The organism is Azospirillum sp. TSH20 (assembly GCF_003115935.1).
In the GTDB taxonomy this organism is placed as follows: domain Bacteria; phylum Pseudomonadota; class Alphaproteobacteria; order Azospirillales; family Azospirillaceae; genus Azospirillum.
This window is the reverse complement of sequence record NZ_LGQU01000162.1, coordinates 1-17,442: the sequence shown is the minus strand read 5'-3', so window position 1 is coordinate 17,442 and position 17,442 is coordinate 1. Positions and strand designations below refer to the sequence as shown.

Below are 17,442 nucleotides of genomic sequence, written 5' to 3'. Positions count from 1 at the left end.
GCCGACTGGCAAGCAGCCACCGCTGCGGCGTGAGCCTGTCGGGAAATCGAAGCATGCTGCGCGCCGGCCCCGTTTTCGTGACAAAGCCGTCGCGGGTGATGTTGAAGCTGGATGCTTGGCCTTTGCGAAGCGCCCGCATCACCTCAAAGCCCTTGATCGTTGCGTAGGCTGTCTTCGGGGTCTTGAAGCCCCGCACCGGGCGAATCAACTGCTTCAGCTTGCCATGGTCGGCTTCCACCACATTGTTCAAGTATTTGACCTGCCGGTGCTCCGTGTCCTCCGGGCATTTGCCCTCGGCCTTCAGTTCCGCCAGGGCTGGCCCATAAGGTGGCGCCTTGTCGGTGTTGATGACCGTCGACGTCTCCCACGCCTTCAAGCCGTTCAGCGCCTTGGACAGGAAGCGCTTGGCGGCGGCGGTGTTTCTCGCGGAAGAGAGGTAGAAGTCGATGGTGTTGCCATGCTTGTCGACAGCTCGGTATAGGTAGGCTCACTTGCCGCCCACCTTCACGTAGGTCTCGTCAACCCGCCAGCTGGTCGACCGCGGACAGCGCCACTGCCAGCGTAGTCGCTTCTCGATCTCCGGCGCATACTTCTGGACCCAGCGGTAAATGGTCGGGTGATCGACCGAAACGCCACGCTCGGCCATCATCTGCTCAAGGTCGCGATAGCTGATGCCGTACCGGCAATACCACCGCACTGCCCAGAGCACGATTTCACCCTCGAAGTGGCGACCTTTGAAGTCCGACACGGCTTGGCTCCGTCCAACCTCCAGCCATTCCGCCGCCTGCCGGCCAACTTTGCAACAGAGCCATCTCCGGAACTCGTCGCCTCGCTGCAACACGCCGCCCCTGGCGCAAATTCTACTGCAAACGAAAGCTAGGGGGGACGGCTCAATCCTCCGCGAGATTGTCGTAAAGCTGCTGCAGGGTAGCGTTCAGCTTAGCGATCTGCGATTCCGACAGCCCCTCGAAGCTGCGGGCGAACAGCCGCCCGGTCGCATTCTGGATGCGCTCCACCAGCGCGTGGCCGGCCGGCGTCATCGTCACCTCGGTGACGCGGCCGTCCTCGGCGTTGGTGCCGGTGTCGACTAGCCCCTCCGCCTTCATGCGATAGACAATACGGGTCATCGTCGACAGCTTGACGATGGCGTGGGTCGAGATCTCCGAAATGCTCGAGGTGCCGTGCGTCTTCAAGATGAACAGCACCCGCCAAGTCGGGATGTCGGTGCCGATCCGCTTCAGCGCCATTTCCATCTTCTGCGTGTAGATGCCCTGGACGCGGGCAAGCCAGTAGAAGGGGAATTCCTCGACTTGGAACTCGGGGTCGGACGGGATGTAGCGGCGAAGCTTCTTGGTGATGGCCATGATGCCCAATGTCTGTCCAGCGTTTGGCGAGGCCGGGGCCCTGTTGTACCAATGGCCGGTTAGCTTGCCAAACGCCTTACAGCGCGACTGCTCACCAGCCCGGCTCGCGCTCCGCCCGCATCTTGCGAACCATGGCGTCGAAGAACTTCATGGCAAAGCCGCTGTCGCGGATCAGCATGGCAGTCAGGTCGCTGCATTTCTGCCGGACCTCGGTGGACAGCTCCACATCCTCGCTGCGCATGCTGTCGGCCAGCGTCTGGATCTCGGCGGCGCGCTGCACCGTCCACAGCAGGAAGAAGGTCTTGGCGATGCTGGATTCGCCGACCGCAATGCCGTGGTTGCGCAGCACCAGGATGTGTTTGTCGCCCAGGCTCTCCAGCATGCGGGGCTTTTCGTCCGCGAACAGGGTGATGCCCTCGAAGGCATGGTAGCCGACGCGGCCGTACAATTGGGCGCCGTAGAAGTCGTTGTGCGAGAAGGCCTGCTTCTTCTGCACGATGGCTGACACCTCGGTGGTGTGGGTGTGGATCACGCAATGAATGTCGGCGCGCGCCTCGTGGATGGCGCTGTGCAGGGCGAAGCCCGCCGGGTTGGCGTCATAGGGCGACGGTTCCAGCTTCTCGCCGTCCAGACCGACCTTCAGCAGGTTGGCCGGGGTCACCTCGGTGTAATTCAGGCCGAAGGGGTTCACCAGATAATGATGCGCCGGCCCCGGCAGGCGGGCGGAGATGTGGTTGAAGATCGTCTCCGTCCAGCCCATGAAATCGACGAGGTGATAGCAGTCGGCGAGCTGGCAGCGCAGTGCCCACTCCTCCTCGCCGATGTGATCGGGCTTCACGACGCTGTTGTGGCCGAGCTTCGGCGCGGTGGTGGTCGCGGTAATCATGATTTGCGGTCCTCTTCGGATGGAGGTTACAGGCCCGCGGCGGCGCGCAGCGCGCTGTCGCTCTTGAAGCGGGCGAGGATGGCGATGTTGCGGGTCAGCGGCATGGACAATCCCTGCAGTTCGGCCAGTTCGATGACGGCCTCGCAGATGGCGGAGAGTTCCAGCGGCAGCCCCTTCTCGAAGTCCTGGAGCATGGAGGTCTTCACCGGCCCCATCCCGGCCCCCATCGCCAGCAGGGACGCCGGGTCCAGCTCGATCCGCGCGCCATAGGCGGCGGCGGTCAGCAGCGCTTCCGACAGCATCTGCCGGGCGATCTGCGACAGCGACGGGTCGCCGTAGATGTCCTGCAGCGTCGCCCCCGACACCACCGACAGCGGGTTGGAGGAAAGGTTGGCGATCACCTTGGTCCACAGGGGATCGCGCACCCGCTCGCTCGCCTGGGTGTGGATGCCGCAGGCGGTCAGCATGGCGGCGGTGCGGGCGAGGCGTTCGCTCGGGCGGTGGTCGATCTCGCCCAGGATCAGCTTCAACGGGTTGAAACTGCGGGCGACGCCGGGGGCCATCCGCTCCGCCGTGATGTAGGCGATGGCGCCGATCACGCGGTCGAGCGGCACCAGATCCTTCAGCGCCCCGTCGGGATCGACGGCGCGGACGGCGCGGCCCTGGTGGCGTCCATCCTCCCCCTCGAAATACCACCAGGGGATGCCGTTCACCACCGGGACGACCAGCGTGTCCGGCCCGATCATCGGCCGGGCGGCGCGCACCAGCGGCAGCAAATCCTGCGCCTTGGCGCAGAGGAACAGCAGGCCCGGCTGCCCGAGATCCTCCGCCGGCCCGGCCGCCACCCGCACATGATGCTCGCCCTCGCGGTCGGTCAGGTGCAGCCCGTCCTGCCGGATGACATCCAGCGTCGCCCCGCGCGCCAGCACGCCGACCCGGTGACCGGCCCGCGCGATGCGAACCGCCAGCGTGGTGCCGATGGCCCCGGCCCCGGCGATCCCGACATGCCAGTGCCCCACATGTCCGTGCCCGGCCTCCCGATGCGTTCGCCAGTCGGGTTCCGTCATGAGGCGAGCATCTCCTGATGCTTGCCGGCCATGCCGAGATAGGCCGCCACAACACGCGGGTCGTGCGCCAGTTGCGACGCCGGACCTTCCATGGCGATGCGTCCCAGTTCCAGCACATAGGCATAATCGGCGACGCGCAGGGCGGCGCGGGCGTTCTGTTCGATCAGCAGGATCGACACGCCCTTGCTGCGCAGTTCGGCGATGATGCGGAAGACCTCGCGCACGATCAGCGGCGCCAGCCCGAGCGACGGCTCGTCCAGCATCAGCAGCTTCGGCCCGCCCATCAGGGCGCGGGCGAGCGCCAGCATCTGCCGCTCGCCGCCCGACAGCGTCGCCGCCATCTGGCCGCGCCGCTCCTTCAGCCGGGGGAACAGGACGTAGAGTTCCTCCATCGCTGCGTCCTGCTCCCGCTTCGACCGCGAGTGGAAGCGGAAGCCGCCGAGCCGCAGATTGTCCTCCACGCTCATGGTGGCGAACAGCGCGCGCTTTTCCGGCACTAGGCTCATGCCGCGCGCCACCATGTCCTGAATGGCCGGCGACTGCCCGTCATGGCCGAGGAAGCTGACCCGGCCGCGCGACGGCAGCACGCCCATGATGGCGGAGAGCAGCGTCGTCTTGCCGGCGCCGTTCGGGCCGATTACGGTAACGATCTGCCCCTCGCCCACCCGCAGGCTGGCGTTGCTCAGCGCCTCGATCTTGCCGTAGGAGACGCAGAGGTCGGTGACCTCCAGCAGCGGCGCGCTCATTCGACACCTCCCAGATAGGCTTCGAGAACGGCCGGGTTGGTCTGGATCGTCTCGGGCGGCCCCTCGGCGATGCGCTCGCCGAACTCCATCACATAGACGCGGTCGACCAGCCCCATGACGAAGTCCATGTCATGTTCGACCAGCAGGATCGCCATGCCTTCCGACCGCAACTTGACCAGCAGATCGGCCAGCGCCTGTTTCTCCAGGAAACGCAGGCCGGCGGCCGGCTCGTCCAGCAGCAGCAGGCAGGGATCGGCGCACAGCGCGCGGGCGATCTCCAGGATGCGCTGCTGGCCGAGCGCGAGGCTGCCCGCCTCGGCATGGATATACTGGCCGAGGCCGACGCGGATCAGCTGACGCCGCGCCTCGTCGAGCAGCCGCGCCTCCTCCGCCCGGTCCAGCCGCAATGCCGCGGCCGCAACGCCCTTGGAGCCGCGCAGATGGGCGCCGATGGCCACATTCTCCAGCACGCTCATGGTGGGGAGCAGCTTGACGTGCTGGAAGCTGCGGCTGAGGCCGGCGCCGGCCATGGCGCGGGCGGTGCGGCCGTCGATGCGCTCGCCGCGGAACAGGATCTCGCCGGAGGTCGGGTGGTCGACGCAGGAGAGCTGGTTGAACAGCGTGCTCTTGCCCGCCCCGTTCGGCCCGATCACCGCCAGGACCTCGCCGGCCCGCACGGCGAAGCTGATGTCGCGGTTGGCGACCAGCCCGCCGAAGCGGCGCGTCACGCCCTTGGCCTCCAGCACCACCTCGCCCTTTTCCGGCATCGGCCGGCGGGGCAGCGGTTCGGCGGTCGGCAGTTCCACACCCTCCACCGCACCCTGGGGCCGACGCCGCCGCTCGAAGGCCTTGGTGATCCAGCCAGCGATGCCGCCGGGCAGGCGCTGCATCAGCAACACGATCAGCAGGCCGAAGACGATGGATTCGAAGTTGCCAGTGCGGCCCAGCAGATGCGGCAGCAGATCCTGCAGCCACTGCTTGGCGAAGGTGACGCCGGCCGCCCCGATCACCGCACCCCAGACCTGCCTGACCCCGCCGATCAGCGCCATGAACAGGAAGTCGATGCCGGCCTGCAGGCTGAAGGGGGCCGGGCTGACGAAGCGTTGGGTGTAGGCGTAGAGCCAGCCGGCCAGCCCGGCATAGAGTGCGGCGACCAGGAAGGCGGTCATCTTGGCGCGGAAGCTGTCGACGCCCATTGACTCCGACATGCGCTGCCCGCCGCGCAGCGCCCGGATGGCGCGGCCGACGCGGGAGTCCAGCAGGTTCAGCGTCGCCACCACCGCCAGCAGCAGGATCGCCCAGATCAGGTAGAACAGCGTCTCAGCATTGTCGAAGGCGATGCCGAACAGGCTCAGCGCCAGGATGCCCGACAGGCCGGTGTGGCCGCCGAGGAACTCCAGATTGCCGAACAGGTAGAACAGCGACAGCCCCCAGGCTATGGTGCCGAGCGGCAGGTAATGCCCCGACAGGCGCAGCGTCACCGCCCCCAGCACCGTCGCGATGGCGAGCGTCAGAATCAGCCCGACCGCCAGCCCGGCCAGCGGCGATCCCGCCATCCAGGCGAGCGGCGCCGGCAGGTCGGCCGCCGACACGGTGGCGAGATAGGCGGTGGCATAGGCACTGACACCGATGAAGGCCGCCTGCCCGAAGCTGGTCATCCCGGCGACGCCGGTCAGCAGCACGAGACCCAGCGTCGCCAGCGCGAAGATGCCGATGTTGTTGGCCAGCGTGACCTGATATGTGGGCAGAATCAGCGGGGCGGCCGCCAGCACAGGCAGCAGGGCCAGCACGATCCAGCCGGACGGCGACAGTCTGGGCATCGACAGGGACGGCCTTTCGGCGGAAGTTTTGGAAAGAACGCCGGGCTTCATTCCTCGTCCTCCGCGCCATGGTGGGAGAGGGAGCGCCAGACCAGCACCGGCAGGATCAGCGTAAAGACGATGACCTCCTTGTAGCTGCTGGCCCAGAAGGTGGAGAAGGATTCGGCCTGCCCGATCAGCAGGGCGCCGAGCGCGGCCACCGGGTAGCTCGCCAGCCCGCCGATGATGGCGCCGACGAAGCCCTTCAGGCTGATGATGAAGCCGCTGTCGTAGTAGATTGTGGTGATCGGCGCGATCAGGATACCGGACAGGCTGCCGATCAGCGCCGCCAGCGCGAAGCTGGCCTTGCCCGCCAGTTCCGGCGAGATGCCGACCAGTTCGGCCCCCAGCCGGTTGACCGCCGCAGCGCGCAACGCCTTGCCGTAAAGGCTGCGCTCGAAGAACAGGTAGAGACCCAGGATCAGGCCCAGCGACACCGCCACCACCCAGAGGGTCTGGCTGTTCAGCATTACCGTGCCCAGCCTGAGGCCGCCGTCGGAGAAGGGCTCCGTGCGGGCGCCTTCGGGGCCGAACATCAGCAGCCCGACGCCGACCAGCACGACATGCACGGCGATGGAGACGATCAGCAGCACCAGCGGGTGCGCCGCAGCGACCGGCTGGTAGAAGACGCGGTAGAGCGCCAGCCCCAGCGGCACGATCAGCGCCATGGTCACTAGCGCCTGCACCGCGACGCCGGCCTCGGCCAGCGGCAGCAGCGTCGTCAGCGCGGTCAGTCCCGCGGCATAGGCGACGCCCAGCGCCGGCCCGCGCCGCACCGCGATGCGGCCGTCGCGCCGCCATGTGGCGTGGCTGTCCATGACCAGGGCCGCGGCGGATAGCGCCAGCAGCAGCCAGCCCAGCCGGACCGGGGTTCCGCCCTGCATCGCCGCCATGGTCAGGGCGGCGAAGGCGACGAATTCGCCCTGCGGAATCAGAAGGATGCGGGTCACCGTGAAGACCAGCAGGATCGACAGCGCCAACAGTGCATAGATGGCGCCATTGGTGATCCCGTCCTGGCCCAGCAGCATGACGATCTGGAGGTTCATGACCGGTATTCCTTCGCTCCGGCGGCGGCCCAGGACATGGACTCTGGGCCGGGGCCGCCGCCGGATCACTTCACGAGGTCATTTCACGGGCGGTGCGTCACATGCCTCACTTCACCAGCGTCCACTTGCCCCCGGACACGGTGATCAGTTCGCGGCCCCGCTCGTCGAAGCCGCTGTGGTCGGCGGCGGTCAGGTTGTAGACGCCCTGCGTCGCCGGCAGCTCCTTCACCTGCTCCAGCGCGTCGCGGAGCGCGGTGCGGAAAGCGGCCGATCCCGGCTCCCCGCCCTTCAGGGCGACGGGGATGGCACGCTCCAGCAGCAGGCCGGCGTCGTAGACGTTGGCGCCGAAGGTGGCGGGCTTGGAGCCGTTCTGCTTCTCGTAGGCGGCGACATAGTCGCTGGCGATCTTCTTCGACGGATGGCTGTCCGACACCTGGTCCAGCACCAGCATCAGGCTGGCGGCCAGGATCGTGCCCTCCACCTTCTTGCCGCCCAGCTTCAGGAAGTCGGGCAGCGCCGCGCCGTGCGTCTGATAGATCTTGCCGCGATAGCCCTGGTCGTACAGCGTCGTCTGCGGCAGGACCGAGGAGCTGCCGGGGGCGGCGATCAGCACCGCGTCGGGCGAGGCCGACAGGATCTTCAGCCCCTGCGCCGTCAGCGAGGTGTCCTGCCGCTGGAAGCGCTCGCTCGCCAGCAGCTTGATGCCCCGCTTGGCGGCACCCTCGCCGAACACCTTCAGCCAGTTGTCGCCATAGGGATCGGCGGTGCCGATGAAGCCGACCGACTTGATGCCGGCCTTTGCCATATGCTCCAGCAGCGCCTCGGCGATCAGGTCGTCGTTCTGGGTGGTCTTGAACACCCATTTCTTCTGCTCGGTCATCGGCAGCACCACCGCGGCGGTGCCGACCGGGGCCAGCATCGGCACGCCGGCCTCGGCGGCGAACTGGATCACGCCCATGGCGTTGGGCGAGCCGGACGGGCCGATGATGGCGTCCACCTTCTCCTCGGTGATCAGCTTCTTGAAGGCGGCGACGGTGGCCGTCGGGTCGCTGCCGTCATCGAGCGTGATGTACTGCACCGTCTGGCCGCCGACGCTGGCCGGCAGCAGAGGCACGCTGTTCTTCTGCGGAATGCCGACCAGCGCAATGGGGCCGGTCGAGGAGGTCACCACGCCGACCTTGACCTGCGCGTCGGCCGGCAGGGCGGCGCCCACCGCGAACGCCCCGAACAGCAGCGAGACCGCCAGCTTCTTTGCAATCACCACACCCTCCATTTCGTGTTGCCGTCTGTCCACGTCCGACGGACTTTCGCCGCCGAACCCGCCGGGCCGGTGCGGCCCGCCCCCTAAGGAGCCCCCAGCCGCCCGACCTCTTGTTCTGTCGAAAGGAACAAAGCAAAGACCGCGCCAATGAAAGCGGTGGCGCACCCCGTCAATTACCCAATACAGCGAAAATAGACGACGCGAACATTTATCGGGCGTCCCGCCGGGACGAATACCGGAAGGACATGAGGAAACAACGACGCTTCCACATCACGCCGGCCAATAATGGCCGGCAGCTTTGTTCTTTTGGGAGTTTGATGGCGGCGACACCACGCACCACCAGTGTAGTCCTGCGGTGGTCACGCCCGGTGCCGGTCGCTCTTGCCGCCCATTAAGCCAGAGTTCCGTGAATCCGCAATGGATTTTTCAAGAAAAACTGCCCATTTGTTGGCATTCCATTGCATGCTTTTCAGGCGAAATCCGACCAAGTGTGCCGATCAGGTACTTTGGAATGAAGCCTTATCCGGAAAGTAAGAATTTTCGGAAAAATCCTTCCTTATCAGCATGATGAAGAGAAGCTCCCCTCCATCTCGTTCCGCTTCACCGCCCGCGTCGCCGCCAAAGCACTGCTCGGATTTTGTGCTTCGCCGTCAAAAATTATTTTTCCAAAGTCAATTGACTATTCACGTTTCTCGCCGTTAGGCTCTGGGCATCCCATCCACCCCGAACGGCTCCGATCCCGGCGGCGAAAGACAAGCCCGGTGTCGTCTGAATCCGTGGGGAAACCGGTCAGACCGGGGAAGGCATTGCCCATGACATTGCCCACCATTGTGCCCAGCACGATCTTCGTTCAAACGCTCGACCTCGTCGGCAGCGGCACCGACCGCGACACGGCGCCCACGGTCGCGATAAAGGACAGCATCGACATCGCCGGCACGCCGACGCGCGCCGGCAGCAGGTCGCTGGACGATGCTCCGCCGGCCGCGGAAAACGCTGAAATCGTGGGCAATCTGCTCGCCGCCGGCTGGCGGATCACCGGCAAGACCACGATGCACGAACTGGCCTTCGGAACCACCGGCATCAACCGCTGGGCCGGCACCGCGCCGAACCCGAAATACCCCGACTTCGTGCCCGGCGGGTCGTCCAGCGGCTCGGCCGCCGCGGTCGCCGCGGGTCTGGCCGATGCCGCGGTCGGCACCGACACCGGCGGATCGGTGCGCATTCCCGCCGCCTGCTGCGGCGTGTTCGGGCTGAAACCGACCTTCGGACGGGTCAGCCGGCGCGGCGCGATGCCGCCCCGGAGCACGCTGGACTGCGTCGGTCCCTTCGCCGCCGACATGAAGCGTCTGATCGCCTGCATGGCGGGCATCGACCCGACCTTCGGACCGCCGCCGGCCATTGACGGCATCACCATCGGCTTGCTGAAGACGGACGCCGACGACGGAAGCAACCACGCGGTGAGTTGGGCGGTCGAAGCCGCCGGCCTGCCGGTGGAACCCGTCGTCCTGACCGGCATGCACGCAGCCTTCGAGGCCGGGCTGTCGGTCATCAATGTCGAGACCTGGGCCGCCTGCGCCGCCCTGGTGGAGACCGGGTTGGTCGGCGAGGATGTGGCGTTCCGCCTGCGCAACGCCGCCCGCACCACGGTCGAGGATGTGGCCCGCGCCGAGGCGGTGCGCGACGCCTTCACTGCGGAGGTCGATGCGCTTCTGGCGCGGGTTGCGGTCATCGCGTTGCCGACCATGGCCGGCCCGCCGCCGCTGGTGGCGGATGCCGGCGACACCAGCCGGCTGGTCGGCATGACCACGCTGGTCCGCCCCTTCAACCTGTCCGGCCACCCGGCCATCGCCATCCCGCTTGCCCCCGTCGGCGGCGCCCCCGCCAGCCTGCAGCTGGTCGCCGCCAAGGGAGCGGACGAGCTGCTGTGCGCGGTGGCGGCCCACATCGCCGAACGATTGTCTGGTCCGGCATAGCCGCTTCAAGACCAACGCCCATTCCCCAATGCCATGGACGGAGTTGCGCTCCGAATGCGGACGCGCGCCTTCCCTCCATCGCCTGCCCCATCGCCTGCCATGGAGATCCCGATGTTGGTGACTCTGCCCGCGCAGAAACAGGACGGCGGCCGGAGCTTCGACGACGCTCTGCTCGCGGAGCTTCTGACCGAGATCCGCGGCCGGCGCGCCGAATTCGAACAGCAGCAGTTCGTCTCCCAGGACATCATCGAACGCTACCGCAAGCTTGGCGTCTACCGCGCCCTGGTCGCGCGCCGCTTCGGCGGCGACGAACGCTCCCCCGCCGAGTTCTGTCGGCTGGTGGAGCGCATCGCCGAAGCCGACGGGTCGGCCGGCTGGGTCGCCAGCTTCGGCATTGGCGCCGTCTATCTGTCGGCCCTGCCGCTCGACACGCTGCGCAGCCTCTATGCCCGCGGCCCCGACCTCGTCTTCGCCGGCGGCATCTTCCCGCCGCAACCGGCGGTCTTCGTCGATGGCGGCCTGAAGGTGAAGGGCCGGTGGAGTTGGGCAAGCGGCTGCATGGGCGCCGACATCGTCGGCGTCGGCATCGCGCCGAAATGCAGCGACGGCGCCAGCGGCGGCCTGCCGCGCATGGCGGTGATGCCGCGCAGCGCGGTTAAAATCGAACGGAATTGGGACGTCGTCGGCCTGCTCGGCACCGGCAGCCACGACCTCGTGGTCGATGACGTGGTGGTGCCGGAGGAATGGACCTTCGTGCGCGGCGGCAAGTCGGCGCTGGACGAACCGCTCTACCGCTATCCGACGCTGGCCTTCGCGGCACAGGTCCTGTCGGTCGTCTCGCTCGGCATCGCCCGCGCCGCTTTGGACGAACTCCGCTCCATGGGTTCCCGCGCGTCGGTGACCGGTGCGCCGAAACTGGGCGAGCGCGCCGCCTCCCAGCTGGAGACCGCGAAGCTGGAGGCCGAGTTGCGGGCCGCCCGCTCCTGGTTCTACAGCGCCATCGACGAGGTGTGGCAGTGCCTGCTGGCCAGCGACGATCCCACGCCGGATCAGGTCAGCATGCTGCGACTGTCGGCCACCCACGCCACCCGCACCGCCGCCGACGTGACGCGCCGGGCGCAGATGCTGACCGGCATGGCCGGCGTCTATGAGCGCTGCCCGATCGCCCGCCAGGTCCGTGACGTCCAGATGATCACCCAGCACGCTTTCCTGGGCGACGTCACCTACCAGAACGCCGGCGCCATGCTGTTCGGCCTGTCCCCCCTGCCCGGTTATCTCTGACCCCATCCCCGGAGACCTTCCATGAGCGACAAGAAGCCCCTGCGCGTTCTGTTCTGCATCGGCGTCAACCAGAACTTCTTCGACGCCACGGCGGAGGAGGCCAAGCAGGTGTGGGGCGCCTTCTCCACCATGATGCGCGGCATCGGCGAGCTGCCGGGCGTCACGGTTCTCGGCAATCTGGACGACGACCAGATCATGGTCGGCCCGTCCACCAACTGGCCCTGGACCACCTATGTGCTGGCCGACGTGCCCGACATCGAGACGGTGACCGCCGCCTGCAACCTGTTCCGCGTCACCCCCGTCGGCGACGGCACCTTCAAGCTGTGGAAATACTGCCGCGTCGAGGCCCGCGTCGGCCGCGAGCTTGTGATTCCGCAATGACCGCCGCCCACCCCGCCGATCTGGCCGATCTGGCTGCACGCCTTGCCCGCTTCGAGGCGGAGGCCGCCGTCCGCGCCTGCATGGTCCGCTACATGGCGCTGTGCGACGCGCTGAACCCGGCGACGCCGCTGGACGAGCTTGCCGGCCTGTTCACGCGCGATGCGGTGTGGGAGGGCATCGGCGAGAAATACGCGAAGACCTTCGGCCGGATCGCCGGCCGCGCGGCCCTGCGGGAGATGTTCGCCAGATACATGGTCGAACCCTCCCACTTCGCGCTGAACGTCCATTTCCTGACCTCCGAACTGATCCGCACCACCGGTCCGGAATCGGCGGAGGGCAGCTGGATCATGCTGCAGACATCCACCTTTGCCGCTGGCGGATCGCACCTGAACGCCGCCCGGCTGACAGTGGATTTCCGCCTGGAAGAGGGCGCTTGGCGCATGAGCCATTTCCGCACCGAGAACCTGTTCAGCCGCCCGGTCGACAGCTGGAACCGCCCCGACCCGGTTCCGGTCCCGGAGTGATCCTCCTCCTCTCCGCTCCCCTTCTCCGCCCTTAAGACGGAAAGACCATAGCCATGGCCATCGATCTCAAAGCTCCGCCGGCAGCAAGCCGCGACCTTGCCGACCTCGTTCGCGCCGACCGCGCCCACACCTCGCTCTACACCGACCCGGCGATCTTCGAGCAGGAGATGGACCGCATCTTCGCCAACTGCTGGGTCTGGGTCGCCCATGTCAGCGAGGTGAAGGAGGCCGGCGACTACAAGTCCACCTATGTCGGCCGCCAGCCGGTGGTGGTGGTGCGCGACCGCAAGCAGAAGATCCATGTCCTGCTGAACCGCTGCCGCCACCGCGCAGCCACGGTCTGCGAAGAGAAGAAGGGCCGGACCAACAGCTTCGTCTGTCCCTATCACGGCTGGAGCTATGGCCTGGACGGCAGTCTGCGCGGCGTGCCGCATCCGGAAAGCTACGGCCAGTGCCTGGACAAGGGCGAAAATCCGCTGAAGAGCCTGCGGGTCGAGGAATATGCCGGGATGGTCTTCGCCACCTTCCGCGAGGACATCGAGCCGCTCGCCGACTGGCTCGGCCCGGCAAAGAAATGGATGGACCTGTTCATGAAGCAGGGCGGCGGCTATCCGATCAAGGTGGCCGGCGAGCACCGTTTCCGCTTCCCCGGCAACTGGAAGATCCAGTTGGAGAACACCACCGACGGCTATCACTTCCCGGTCGTCCACAAATCCTTCCTGTCCTCGGTCGACGAGCAGACCGAACGCATGCTGGACTTCGTCAACGGCCCCGGCTTCGTCGAGGACCTCGGCAACGGCCACAGCGTCATGGTGATGATCCCCGAGCTGGTGGATCTGGAGGAGAACCTCGACGCCCCCGTCCCCGCCCGCTTCGCGGAGCTGGCGGAGGAACTGCGCAAGGAGGGCCATGACGATGCCAATGTGCGCCGCATCGTCCGCGCCGTCGGCGGGTCGGGCTTCAACCTGAACCTGTTCCCCAACATCGCCTGTTCGATGGCCTTCTTCCGCGTGCTGCGCCCGGTGTCGGTGAACGAGACCGAGATCCACCACGCCGTCATCACCATGGACGGAGGCCCTGCCGCCGCCAACCGCGCCCGCCTTCGCCTGCACGAGCACTTCCAGGGCCCGATGGGCTTCGGCACGCCCGATGACTCGGAAGCCTGGGAGCGGGTGCAGAAGGGCGCCCAGGCCGGCACCGACCTCTGGATCCTGCTGAACCGAGGACTTCCCGGCGAACGCATCACCGAAGACGGCCGCGCCGGCGACGTCAGCGCCGAGACCGGTATGCGCGCCGCCTACCAGCAGTGGAAGAAGCTGATGACGGCGTGAGCGGGGCGGGGGTGATGCCCCACCCTAACCCTCCCCCGCTCTCGGACGACCGAAGGTTGGTCCGATCGCAGCGAGGGAACTGCCGCCACTCTCCCGCATCAGCACCTACTCCCTCCCCCGCCCAGCGGGGGAGGGTCGGGGTGAGGGCAAAACGTCGCTCTACCCTGACACCTCCGGAGACACGCCCATGAACACCCAACTCCTCACCGAGGTCAGCGCCTTCCTCTGGCAGGAGGCCGATATGCTCGACCACCGCGAGTATCAGGACTGGCTGGCGCAATGGACCGCCGACGGCCTCTACATCGTGCCGATCGATCCGGAGGCCACCGACCTCGCCGACCGGCTGAACTACGCCTATGACGACGCCGACATGCGGGCCAAGCGCGTCGCCCGCCTGACCAGCGGCGAGTCCGTCTCGACCCAGCCGGCCTCGCGCACCGTGCGTTCGCTGTCGCGCTTCCGCATCCTCACCGACGGCGGCGCCACCGTCACCGTCCGCGCCGCCCAGCATCTGCGCGAATTCCGCAAGGAGACACTGCGCGACTACACCGCCGACGTTACCTACGAACTCGCCCGCAGCGGCGACGGCTTCCGGCTGAAGAGCAAGATCGTCCGGCTGGTCAACTCCACCGACGCGCTGCACAGCATCGGCTACATCCTCTGACAAGGAGCCCACGGGATGACACAGGTCGCACTCGTCACCGGCGCGGCCCAGGGGCTGGGCCGGGTCATCGCCGAACAGTTCCTCATCGCCGGCTACCGCGTCGCCCTGACCGACGTCGCGGACGGAGCGGTGCAGGAGACGGCAACCGCCCTTGATCCGTCCGGCGAGGCGGTGCTGCCGCTGGTGCTCGACGTCACCCGCAAGGCGGATTTCTCCACGGCGCTCGACGCCGTGCTGGCCCGCTGGGGGGCCTTGCATGTGGCGGTCAACAACGCGGCGATGACGCCGATGACCCCGGTGATGCAGATCACGCCGGAGGAATTCGACGCGGTGCTGACCGTCAACCTGCGCGGCACCTTCCTCGGCTGCCAGGTCTTCGGCGCGCATCTGGCGAAGGCGGGCTATGGCCGCATCGTCAACATCGCCTCGCTCGCCGGGCAGAATGGCGGCACGGCGTCGGGCGCGCATTACGCCTCCTCCAAGGCCGGCATCCTGACATTGACCAAGATCTTCGCCCGCGAGTTGGCGGCCAGCAATGTCACCGTCAACGCCATCGCCCCCGGCCCGATGGAACTGCCGTCCGTCCGTGCCTCGGTCCCACCGGAACGGCTGGAAACGCTGATCGGCATGATCCCGGTGAAGCGGCTGGGCAACCCCGCCTTCGTCGCCCGGATGGCCGTGGAACTGGCCTCGCCCGACGCGGATTTCACCACCGGTGCGGCCTGGGACATCAACGGCGGCATCTTCATGCGTTGAGGAATGACGGTCATGACGACGCAAGAAACGCTGACGCTGACGGTTGCCCGCCGCCGGGTCGAAGGGAACGGGGTTCTGCTGCTCGACCTCATCGACAGGTCCGGCCGGCCGCTGCCGCCCTTCGAGGCCGGGGCGCATGTCGACCTGCATCTGGCGCCGGGACTGGTCCGGCAATATTCGTTGTGCGGCGACCCGGCCGACCGCAGCCGCTATCGGCTGGGCATCCTGCGCGATCCCGCCTCGCGCGGCGGCTCGGTCGCGGCGCATGACCGGCTGCAGGAGGGAACCGAGGTCGCGGTCGGGCTGCCGCGCAACCTGTTCCCCTTGGCGACCGGCGCCGCCCATTCGATCCTGATCGGCGGCGGTATCGGCATCACCCCGATGATCGCCATGGCCCATGCCCTGGCGGCGGCGGGCAGCAGTTTCGAGCTGCATTACTGCGGCCGCAGCCGCGATGCCTGCGCCTTCCTGAACGAACTGGCCGAAGCCGACTTCCGCGATCGCACCGCCCTGCATCTGGACGACGGCCCGGCCGGCCAGCGCCTCGACCTCCCCACCCTGCTCGGTTCCACGCCGGCCGGCACGCATCTCTATGTCTGCGGCCCGACCGGCTTCATGGACTGGGTGATCGGCGAGGCGACGAGCCTCGGCCTGCCCGCCGACCGCATCCACCGCGAATACTTCCAGGCGGAGGTCGCCACCGGCGGCGGCGCCTTCGATGTGGTGGCACAGCGCAGCGGCAAGACCGTGCGGGTGGCGGAGGACGAGACCATCGTCCAGGCGCTCGGCCGCATCGGCATCAAGGTGCAGATGTCCTGCGAACAGGGCGTGTGCGGCACCTGCCTGTGCAATGTGCTGGAGGGCACGCCCGACCACCGCGACGTCTTCCTGACCGACGAGGAGAAGGCCGACAACGACCAGATCCTGCTCTGCTGCTCGCGCGCCCGCAGCGACACGCTCGTCCTCGACATCTGATACTTTAAGGACTTCCGCCATGGTTGAGGTTTCCCGCTTCCGAAACGGCATGTCGATGCTGACCGGTGCCGTGAACATCATCACCACCGCCGGTCCCGGCGGCCGGGCCGGCTTCACCGCCACCGCAGTATGCAGCGTGACCGACCAGCCGCCGACCCTGCTGGTCTGCCTGAACCAGTCCTCCTTCGTGCATCGGGCCTTCACGGAGAATGGCGTGCTGTGCGTCAACCCGCTCTGCGGCGGCCAGCAATCCCTGTCGGAGGTGTTCTCCAACCGCGCCCTGTCGGCCGACCAACGCTTCGCCCATGCCGACTGGACCAGCCTGGAGACGGGCAGCCCGGCGCTGGCCGGCGCGCTGGTCAACTTCGACTGCCGCATCGTCGATACCCACAGCGTCGGCACCCACAGCGTCTTCTACTGTCAGGTCGTCGACATCCGCCAGCGCGAGGTCGACGGGGATGATCATCTCGGCCTCGTCTACTTCAACCGCGCCTACCACCGGCTGGGCGACACCTCGCGCGCGCTGCCCTGATCCTGACCACCCAGATCGGGGAGACCGACCCAGCATGGACGCCATCCGCATCATCAAAGACGAGCATTTCGCCATCGCCGCGGTGCTGCACGCCCTGCGCCACCAAATCCGCGCCATACGCGGCGGGTCCGCCCCCGACTTCCCCCTGCTTCATGCCATCCTGGACTACATCGTCAGCTATCCCGACCACTGGCACCATCCGAAGGAGGACCGCTTCCTCTTCGCCGCCGTCCGCCGCCGCGCGCCGGAGGCCGAAGTCCTGCTCGGCAAGCTGGAGCGCGAACACGCGCTGGGCTATCCGATGATCGAGACGCTGAAACGGCAGCTGTTCTGCTACGAGGCGGGCGACGATGGCGCGGCGGAGGATTTCTTCGCCACCGCCGAACGCTATGCCACGCTGGAATACGCCCATCTCCAGACCGAGGAGGAGCAGCTTCTCCCCCTGGCCGAACGGGTCCTGACGGAGGAGGACTGGCGGGAGATCGACGCCGCCTTCCGCGAGAACGACAATCCCCTTTTCGGCATCAAACCGAAGGATGAGGCGGAGCGGCTCTATCAACGCATTCTGGATCTGGCTCCGCCGCCGATCGGCTATGGGCGCCAGGATGGTTAGACCGAACTCTCAATTGGGGACCTCATCCGGCGGCCGTTGGTGAGCAGGCGGGCGATTGTCCGCGCGTCCGGCGCTCGCCGGCGATCTCGCGCAGGACCGACGTTGTTGCATCGAGGCGGTGGAACTTCTGACGGCGTGGCCGACGCTGTTGATTACGCGATGCGGATGGAGTCCGGGCGTCCG

17 protein-coding genes and 1 pseudogene are annotated in these 17,442 nt (G+C 67.3%); 10 read left to right on the top strand and 8 right to left on the bottom strand.

Going from position 1 to position 17,442, the window contains the following annotated elements; all coding sequences use genetic code 11:
- Positions 1–103: 103 nt before the first annotated feature.
- From TSH20_RS32515 to TSH20_RS32480, 8 genes and pseudogenes are all read right to left on the bottom strand, one after another.
- Positions 104–748 (bottom strand): annotated as a pseudogene (locus TSH20_RS32515) (IS6 family transposase); the annotation flags it as partial.
- A gap of 142 nt (positions 749–890) precedes the next feature.
- Positions 891–1,364 carry a MarR family winged helix-turn-helix transcriptional regulator gene (locus tag TSH20_RS32510; protein ID WP_109157398.1) on the bottom strand — a complete coding sequence of 158 codons (474 nt, stop codon included), beginning with the start codon at positions 1,362–1,364 and terminating at the stop codon, positions 891–893.
- Positions 1,365–1,455: 91 nt separating this feature from the next.
- Positions 1,456–2,250 carry a class II aldolase/adducin family protein gene (locus TSH20_RS32505; protein WP_109157395.1) on the bottom strand — a complete coding sequence of 265 codons (795 nt, stop codon included), beginning with the start codon at positions 2,248–2,250 and terminating at the stop codon, positions 1,456–1,458.
- 26 nt (positions 2,251–2,276) lie between these two features.
- Positions 2,277–3,317, bottom strand: a complete 1,041-nt coding sequence (locus TSH20_RS32500; protein ID WP_109157394.1) for a 2-dehydropantoate 2-reductase — start codon at positions 3,315–3,317, stop codon at positions 2,277–2,279.
- The gene (locus tag TSH20_RS32495) at positions 3,314–4,063 is read right to left on the bottom strand and encodes an ABC transporter ATP-binding protein (protein WP_109157393.1); all 750 of its coding nucleotides are present in this window, start codon (positions 4,061–4,063) and stop codon (positions 3,314–3,316) included. Before TSH20_RS32495 ends, TSH20_RS32500 begins: the two co-directional genes overlap by 4 nt.
- On the bottom strand, positions 4,060–5,883 hold the full coding sequence (locus tag TSH20_RS32490; RefSeq protein WP_247871640.1) for a branched-chain amino acid ABC transporter ATP-binding protein/permease: 1,824 nt from the start codon (positions 5,881–5,883) through the stop codon (positions 4,060–4,062). Before TSH20_RS32490 ends, TSH20_RS32495 begins: the two co-directional genes overlap by 4 nt.
- Before the next feature lie 47 nt (positions 5,884–5,930).
- Positions 5,931–6,968, bottom strand: coding sequence for a branched-chain amino acid ABC transporter permease (locus TSH20_RS32485; RefSeq protein ID WP_109157391.1), 1,038 nt, complete (start codon positions 6,966–6,968; stop codon positions 5,931–5,933).
- Between the two features lie 106 nt (positions 6,969–7,074).
- Positions 7,075–8,229, bottom strand: a complete 1,155-nt coding sequence (locus TSH20_RS32480) for an ABC transporter substrate-binding protein (RefSeq protein WP_199232130.1) — start codon at positions 8,227–8,229, stop codon at positions 7,075–7,077.
- A gap of 812 nt (positions 8,230–9,041) precedes the next feature.
- Between TSH20_RS32480 and TSH20_RS32475 the strand changes: the two genes are divergently transcribed.
- From TSH20_RS32475 to TSH20_RS32430, 10 genes are all read left to right on the top strand, one after another.
- Positions 9,042–10,202, top strand: coding sequence for an amidase (locus TSH20_RS32475; RefSeq protein WP_109157389.1), 1,161 nt, complete (start codon positions 9,042–9,044; stop codon positions 10,200–10,202).
- A 111-nt stretch (positions 10,203–10,313) separates the two neighbouring features.
- Positions 10,314–11,483, top strand: coding sequence for an acyl-CoA dehydrogenase family protein (locus TSH20_RS32470; protein WP_109157397.1), 1,170 nt, complete (start codon positions 10,314–10,316; stop codon positions 11,481–11,483).
- 21 nt (positions 11,484–11,504) lie between these two features.
- Positions 11,505–11,864 (top strand): IacB protein, encoded by a 360-nt coding sequence (locus tag TSH20_RS32465; RefSeq protein ID WP_109157388.1) that lies wholly within the window; start codon positions 11,505–11,507, stop codon positions 11,862–11,864.
- Entirely contained in the window at positions 11,861–12,388 is a 528-nt protein-coding gene (locus TSH20_RS32460; RefSeq protein ID WP_109157387.1) for a nuclear transport factor 2 family protein, read from the top strand. Before TSH20_RS32465 ends, TSH20_RS32460 begins: the two co-directional genes overlap by 4 nt.
- A gap of 53 nt (positions 12,389–12,441) precedes the next feature.
- Positions 12,442–13,719 (top strand): Rieske 2Fe-2S domain-containing protein, encoded by a 1,278-nt coding sequence (locus TSH20_RS32455; RefSeq protein WP_109157386.1) that lies wholly within the window; start codon positions 12,442–12,444, stop codon positions 13,717–13,719.
- A gap of 187 nt (positions 13,720–13,906) precedes the next feature.
- Positions 13,907–14,383, top strand: a complete 477-nt coding sequence (locus TSH20_RS32450; protein WP_109157385.1) for an aromatic-ring-hydroxylating dioxygenase subunit beta — start codon at positions 13,907–13,909, stop codon at positions 14,381–14,383.
- 15 nt (positions 14,384–14,398) lie between these two features.
- The gene (locus TSH20_RS32445; protein WP_109157384.1) at positions 14,399–15,139 is read left to right on the top strand and encodes an SDR family NAD(P)-dependent oxidoreductase; all 741 of its coding nucleotides are present in this window, start codon (positions 14,399–14,401) and stop codon (positions 15,137–15,139) included.
- A 12-nt stretch (positions 15,140–15,151) separates the two neighbouring features.
- On the top strand, positions 15,152–16,114 hold the full coding sequence (locus TSH20_RS32440; protein ID WP_109157396.1) for a PDR/VanB family oxidoreductase: 963 nt from the start codon (positions 15,152–15,154) through the stop codon (positions 16,112–16,114).
- A gap of 19 nt (positions 16,115–16,133) precedes the next feature.
- A complete protein-coding gene (locus tag TSH20_RS32435) occupies positions 16,134–16,646 on the top strand; it encodes a flavin reductase (protein ID WP_109157383.1) in 513 nt (170 codons plus the stop codon).
- A 34-nt stretch (positions 16,647–16,680) separates the two neighbouring features.
- Positions 16,681–17,259: a hemerythrin domain-containing protein gene (locus TSH20_RS32430; RefSeq protein ID WP_109157382.1), complete on the top strand. Its 579-nt coding sequence runs from the start codon at positions 16,681–16,683 to the stop codon at positions 17,257–17,259.
- The last annotated feature ends 183 nt before the right edge of the window (positions 17,260–17,442 follow it).

Coding starts and splice junctions, on each gene's coding strand:
- TSH20_RS32505 (WP_109157395.1), bottom strand. CDS start 2,250: ATGATTACCGCGACCACCACCGCGCCGAAGCTCGGCCACAACAGCGTC.
- TSH20_RS32455 (WP_109157386.1), top strand. CDS start 12,442: ATGGCCATCGATCTCAAAGCTCCGCCGGCAGCAAGCCGCGACCTTGCC.
- TSH20_RS32435 (WP_109157383.1), top strand. CDS start 16,134: ATGGTTGAGGTTTCCCGCTTCCGAAACGGCATGTCGATGCTGACCGGT.
- TSH20_RS32485 (WP_109157391.1), bottom strand. CDS start 6,968: ATGAACCTCCAGATCGTCATGCTGCTGGGCCAGGACGGGATCACCAAT.
- TSH20_RS32470 (WP_109157397.1), top strand. CDS start 10,314: ATGTTGGTGACTCTGCCCGCGCAGAAACAGGACGGCGGCCGGAGCTTC.
- TSH20_RS32465 (WP_109157388.1), top strand. CDS start 11,505: ATGAGCGACAAGAAGCCCCTGCGCGTTCTGTTCTGCATCGGCGTCAAC.
- TSH20_RS32445 (WP_109157384.1), top strand. CDS start 14,399: ATGACACAGGTCGCACTCGTCACCGGCGCGGCCCAGGGGCTGGGCCGG.
- TSH20_RS32430 (WP_109157382.1), top strand. CDS start 16,681: ATGGACGCCATCCGCATCATCAAAGACGAGCATTTCGCCATCGCCGCG.
- TSH20_RS32510 (WP_109157398.1), bottom strand. CDS start 1,364: ATGGCCATCACCAAGAAGCTTCGCCGCTACATCCCGTCCGACCCCGAG.
- TSH20_RS32475 (WP_109157389.1), top strand. CDS start 9,042: ATGACATTGCCCACCATTGTGCCCAGCACGATCTTCGTTCAAACGCTC.
- TSH20_RS32495 (WP_109157393.1), bottom strand. CDS start 4,063: ATGAGCGCGCCGCTGCTGGAGGTCACCGACCTCTGCGTCTCCTACGGC.
- TSH20_RS32500 (WP_109157394.1), bottom strand. CDS start 3,317: ATGACGGAACCCGACTGGCGAACGCATCGGGAGGCCGGGCACGGACAT.
- TSH20_RS32450 (WP_109157385.1), top strand. CDS start 13,907: ATGAACACCCAACTCCTCACCGAGGTCAGCGCCTTCCTCTGGCAGGAG.
- TSH20_RS32460 (WP_109157387.1), top strand. CDS start 11,861: ATGACCGCCGCCCACCCCGCCGATCTGGCCGATCTGGCTGCACGCCTT.
- TSH20_RS32490 (WP_247871640.1), bottom strand. CDS start 5,883: ATGCCCAGACTGTCGCCGTCCGGCTGGATCGTGCTGGCCCTGCTGCCT.
- TSH20_RS32440 (WP_109157396.1), top strand. CDS start 15,152: ATGACGACGCAAGAAACGCTGACGCTGACGGTTGCCCGCCGCCGGGTC.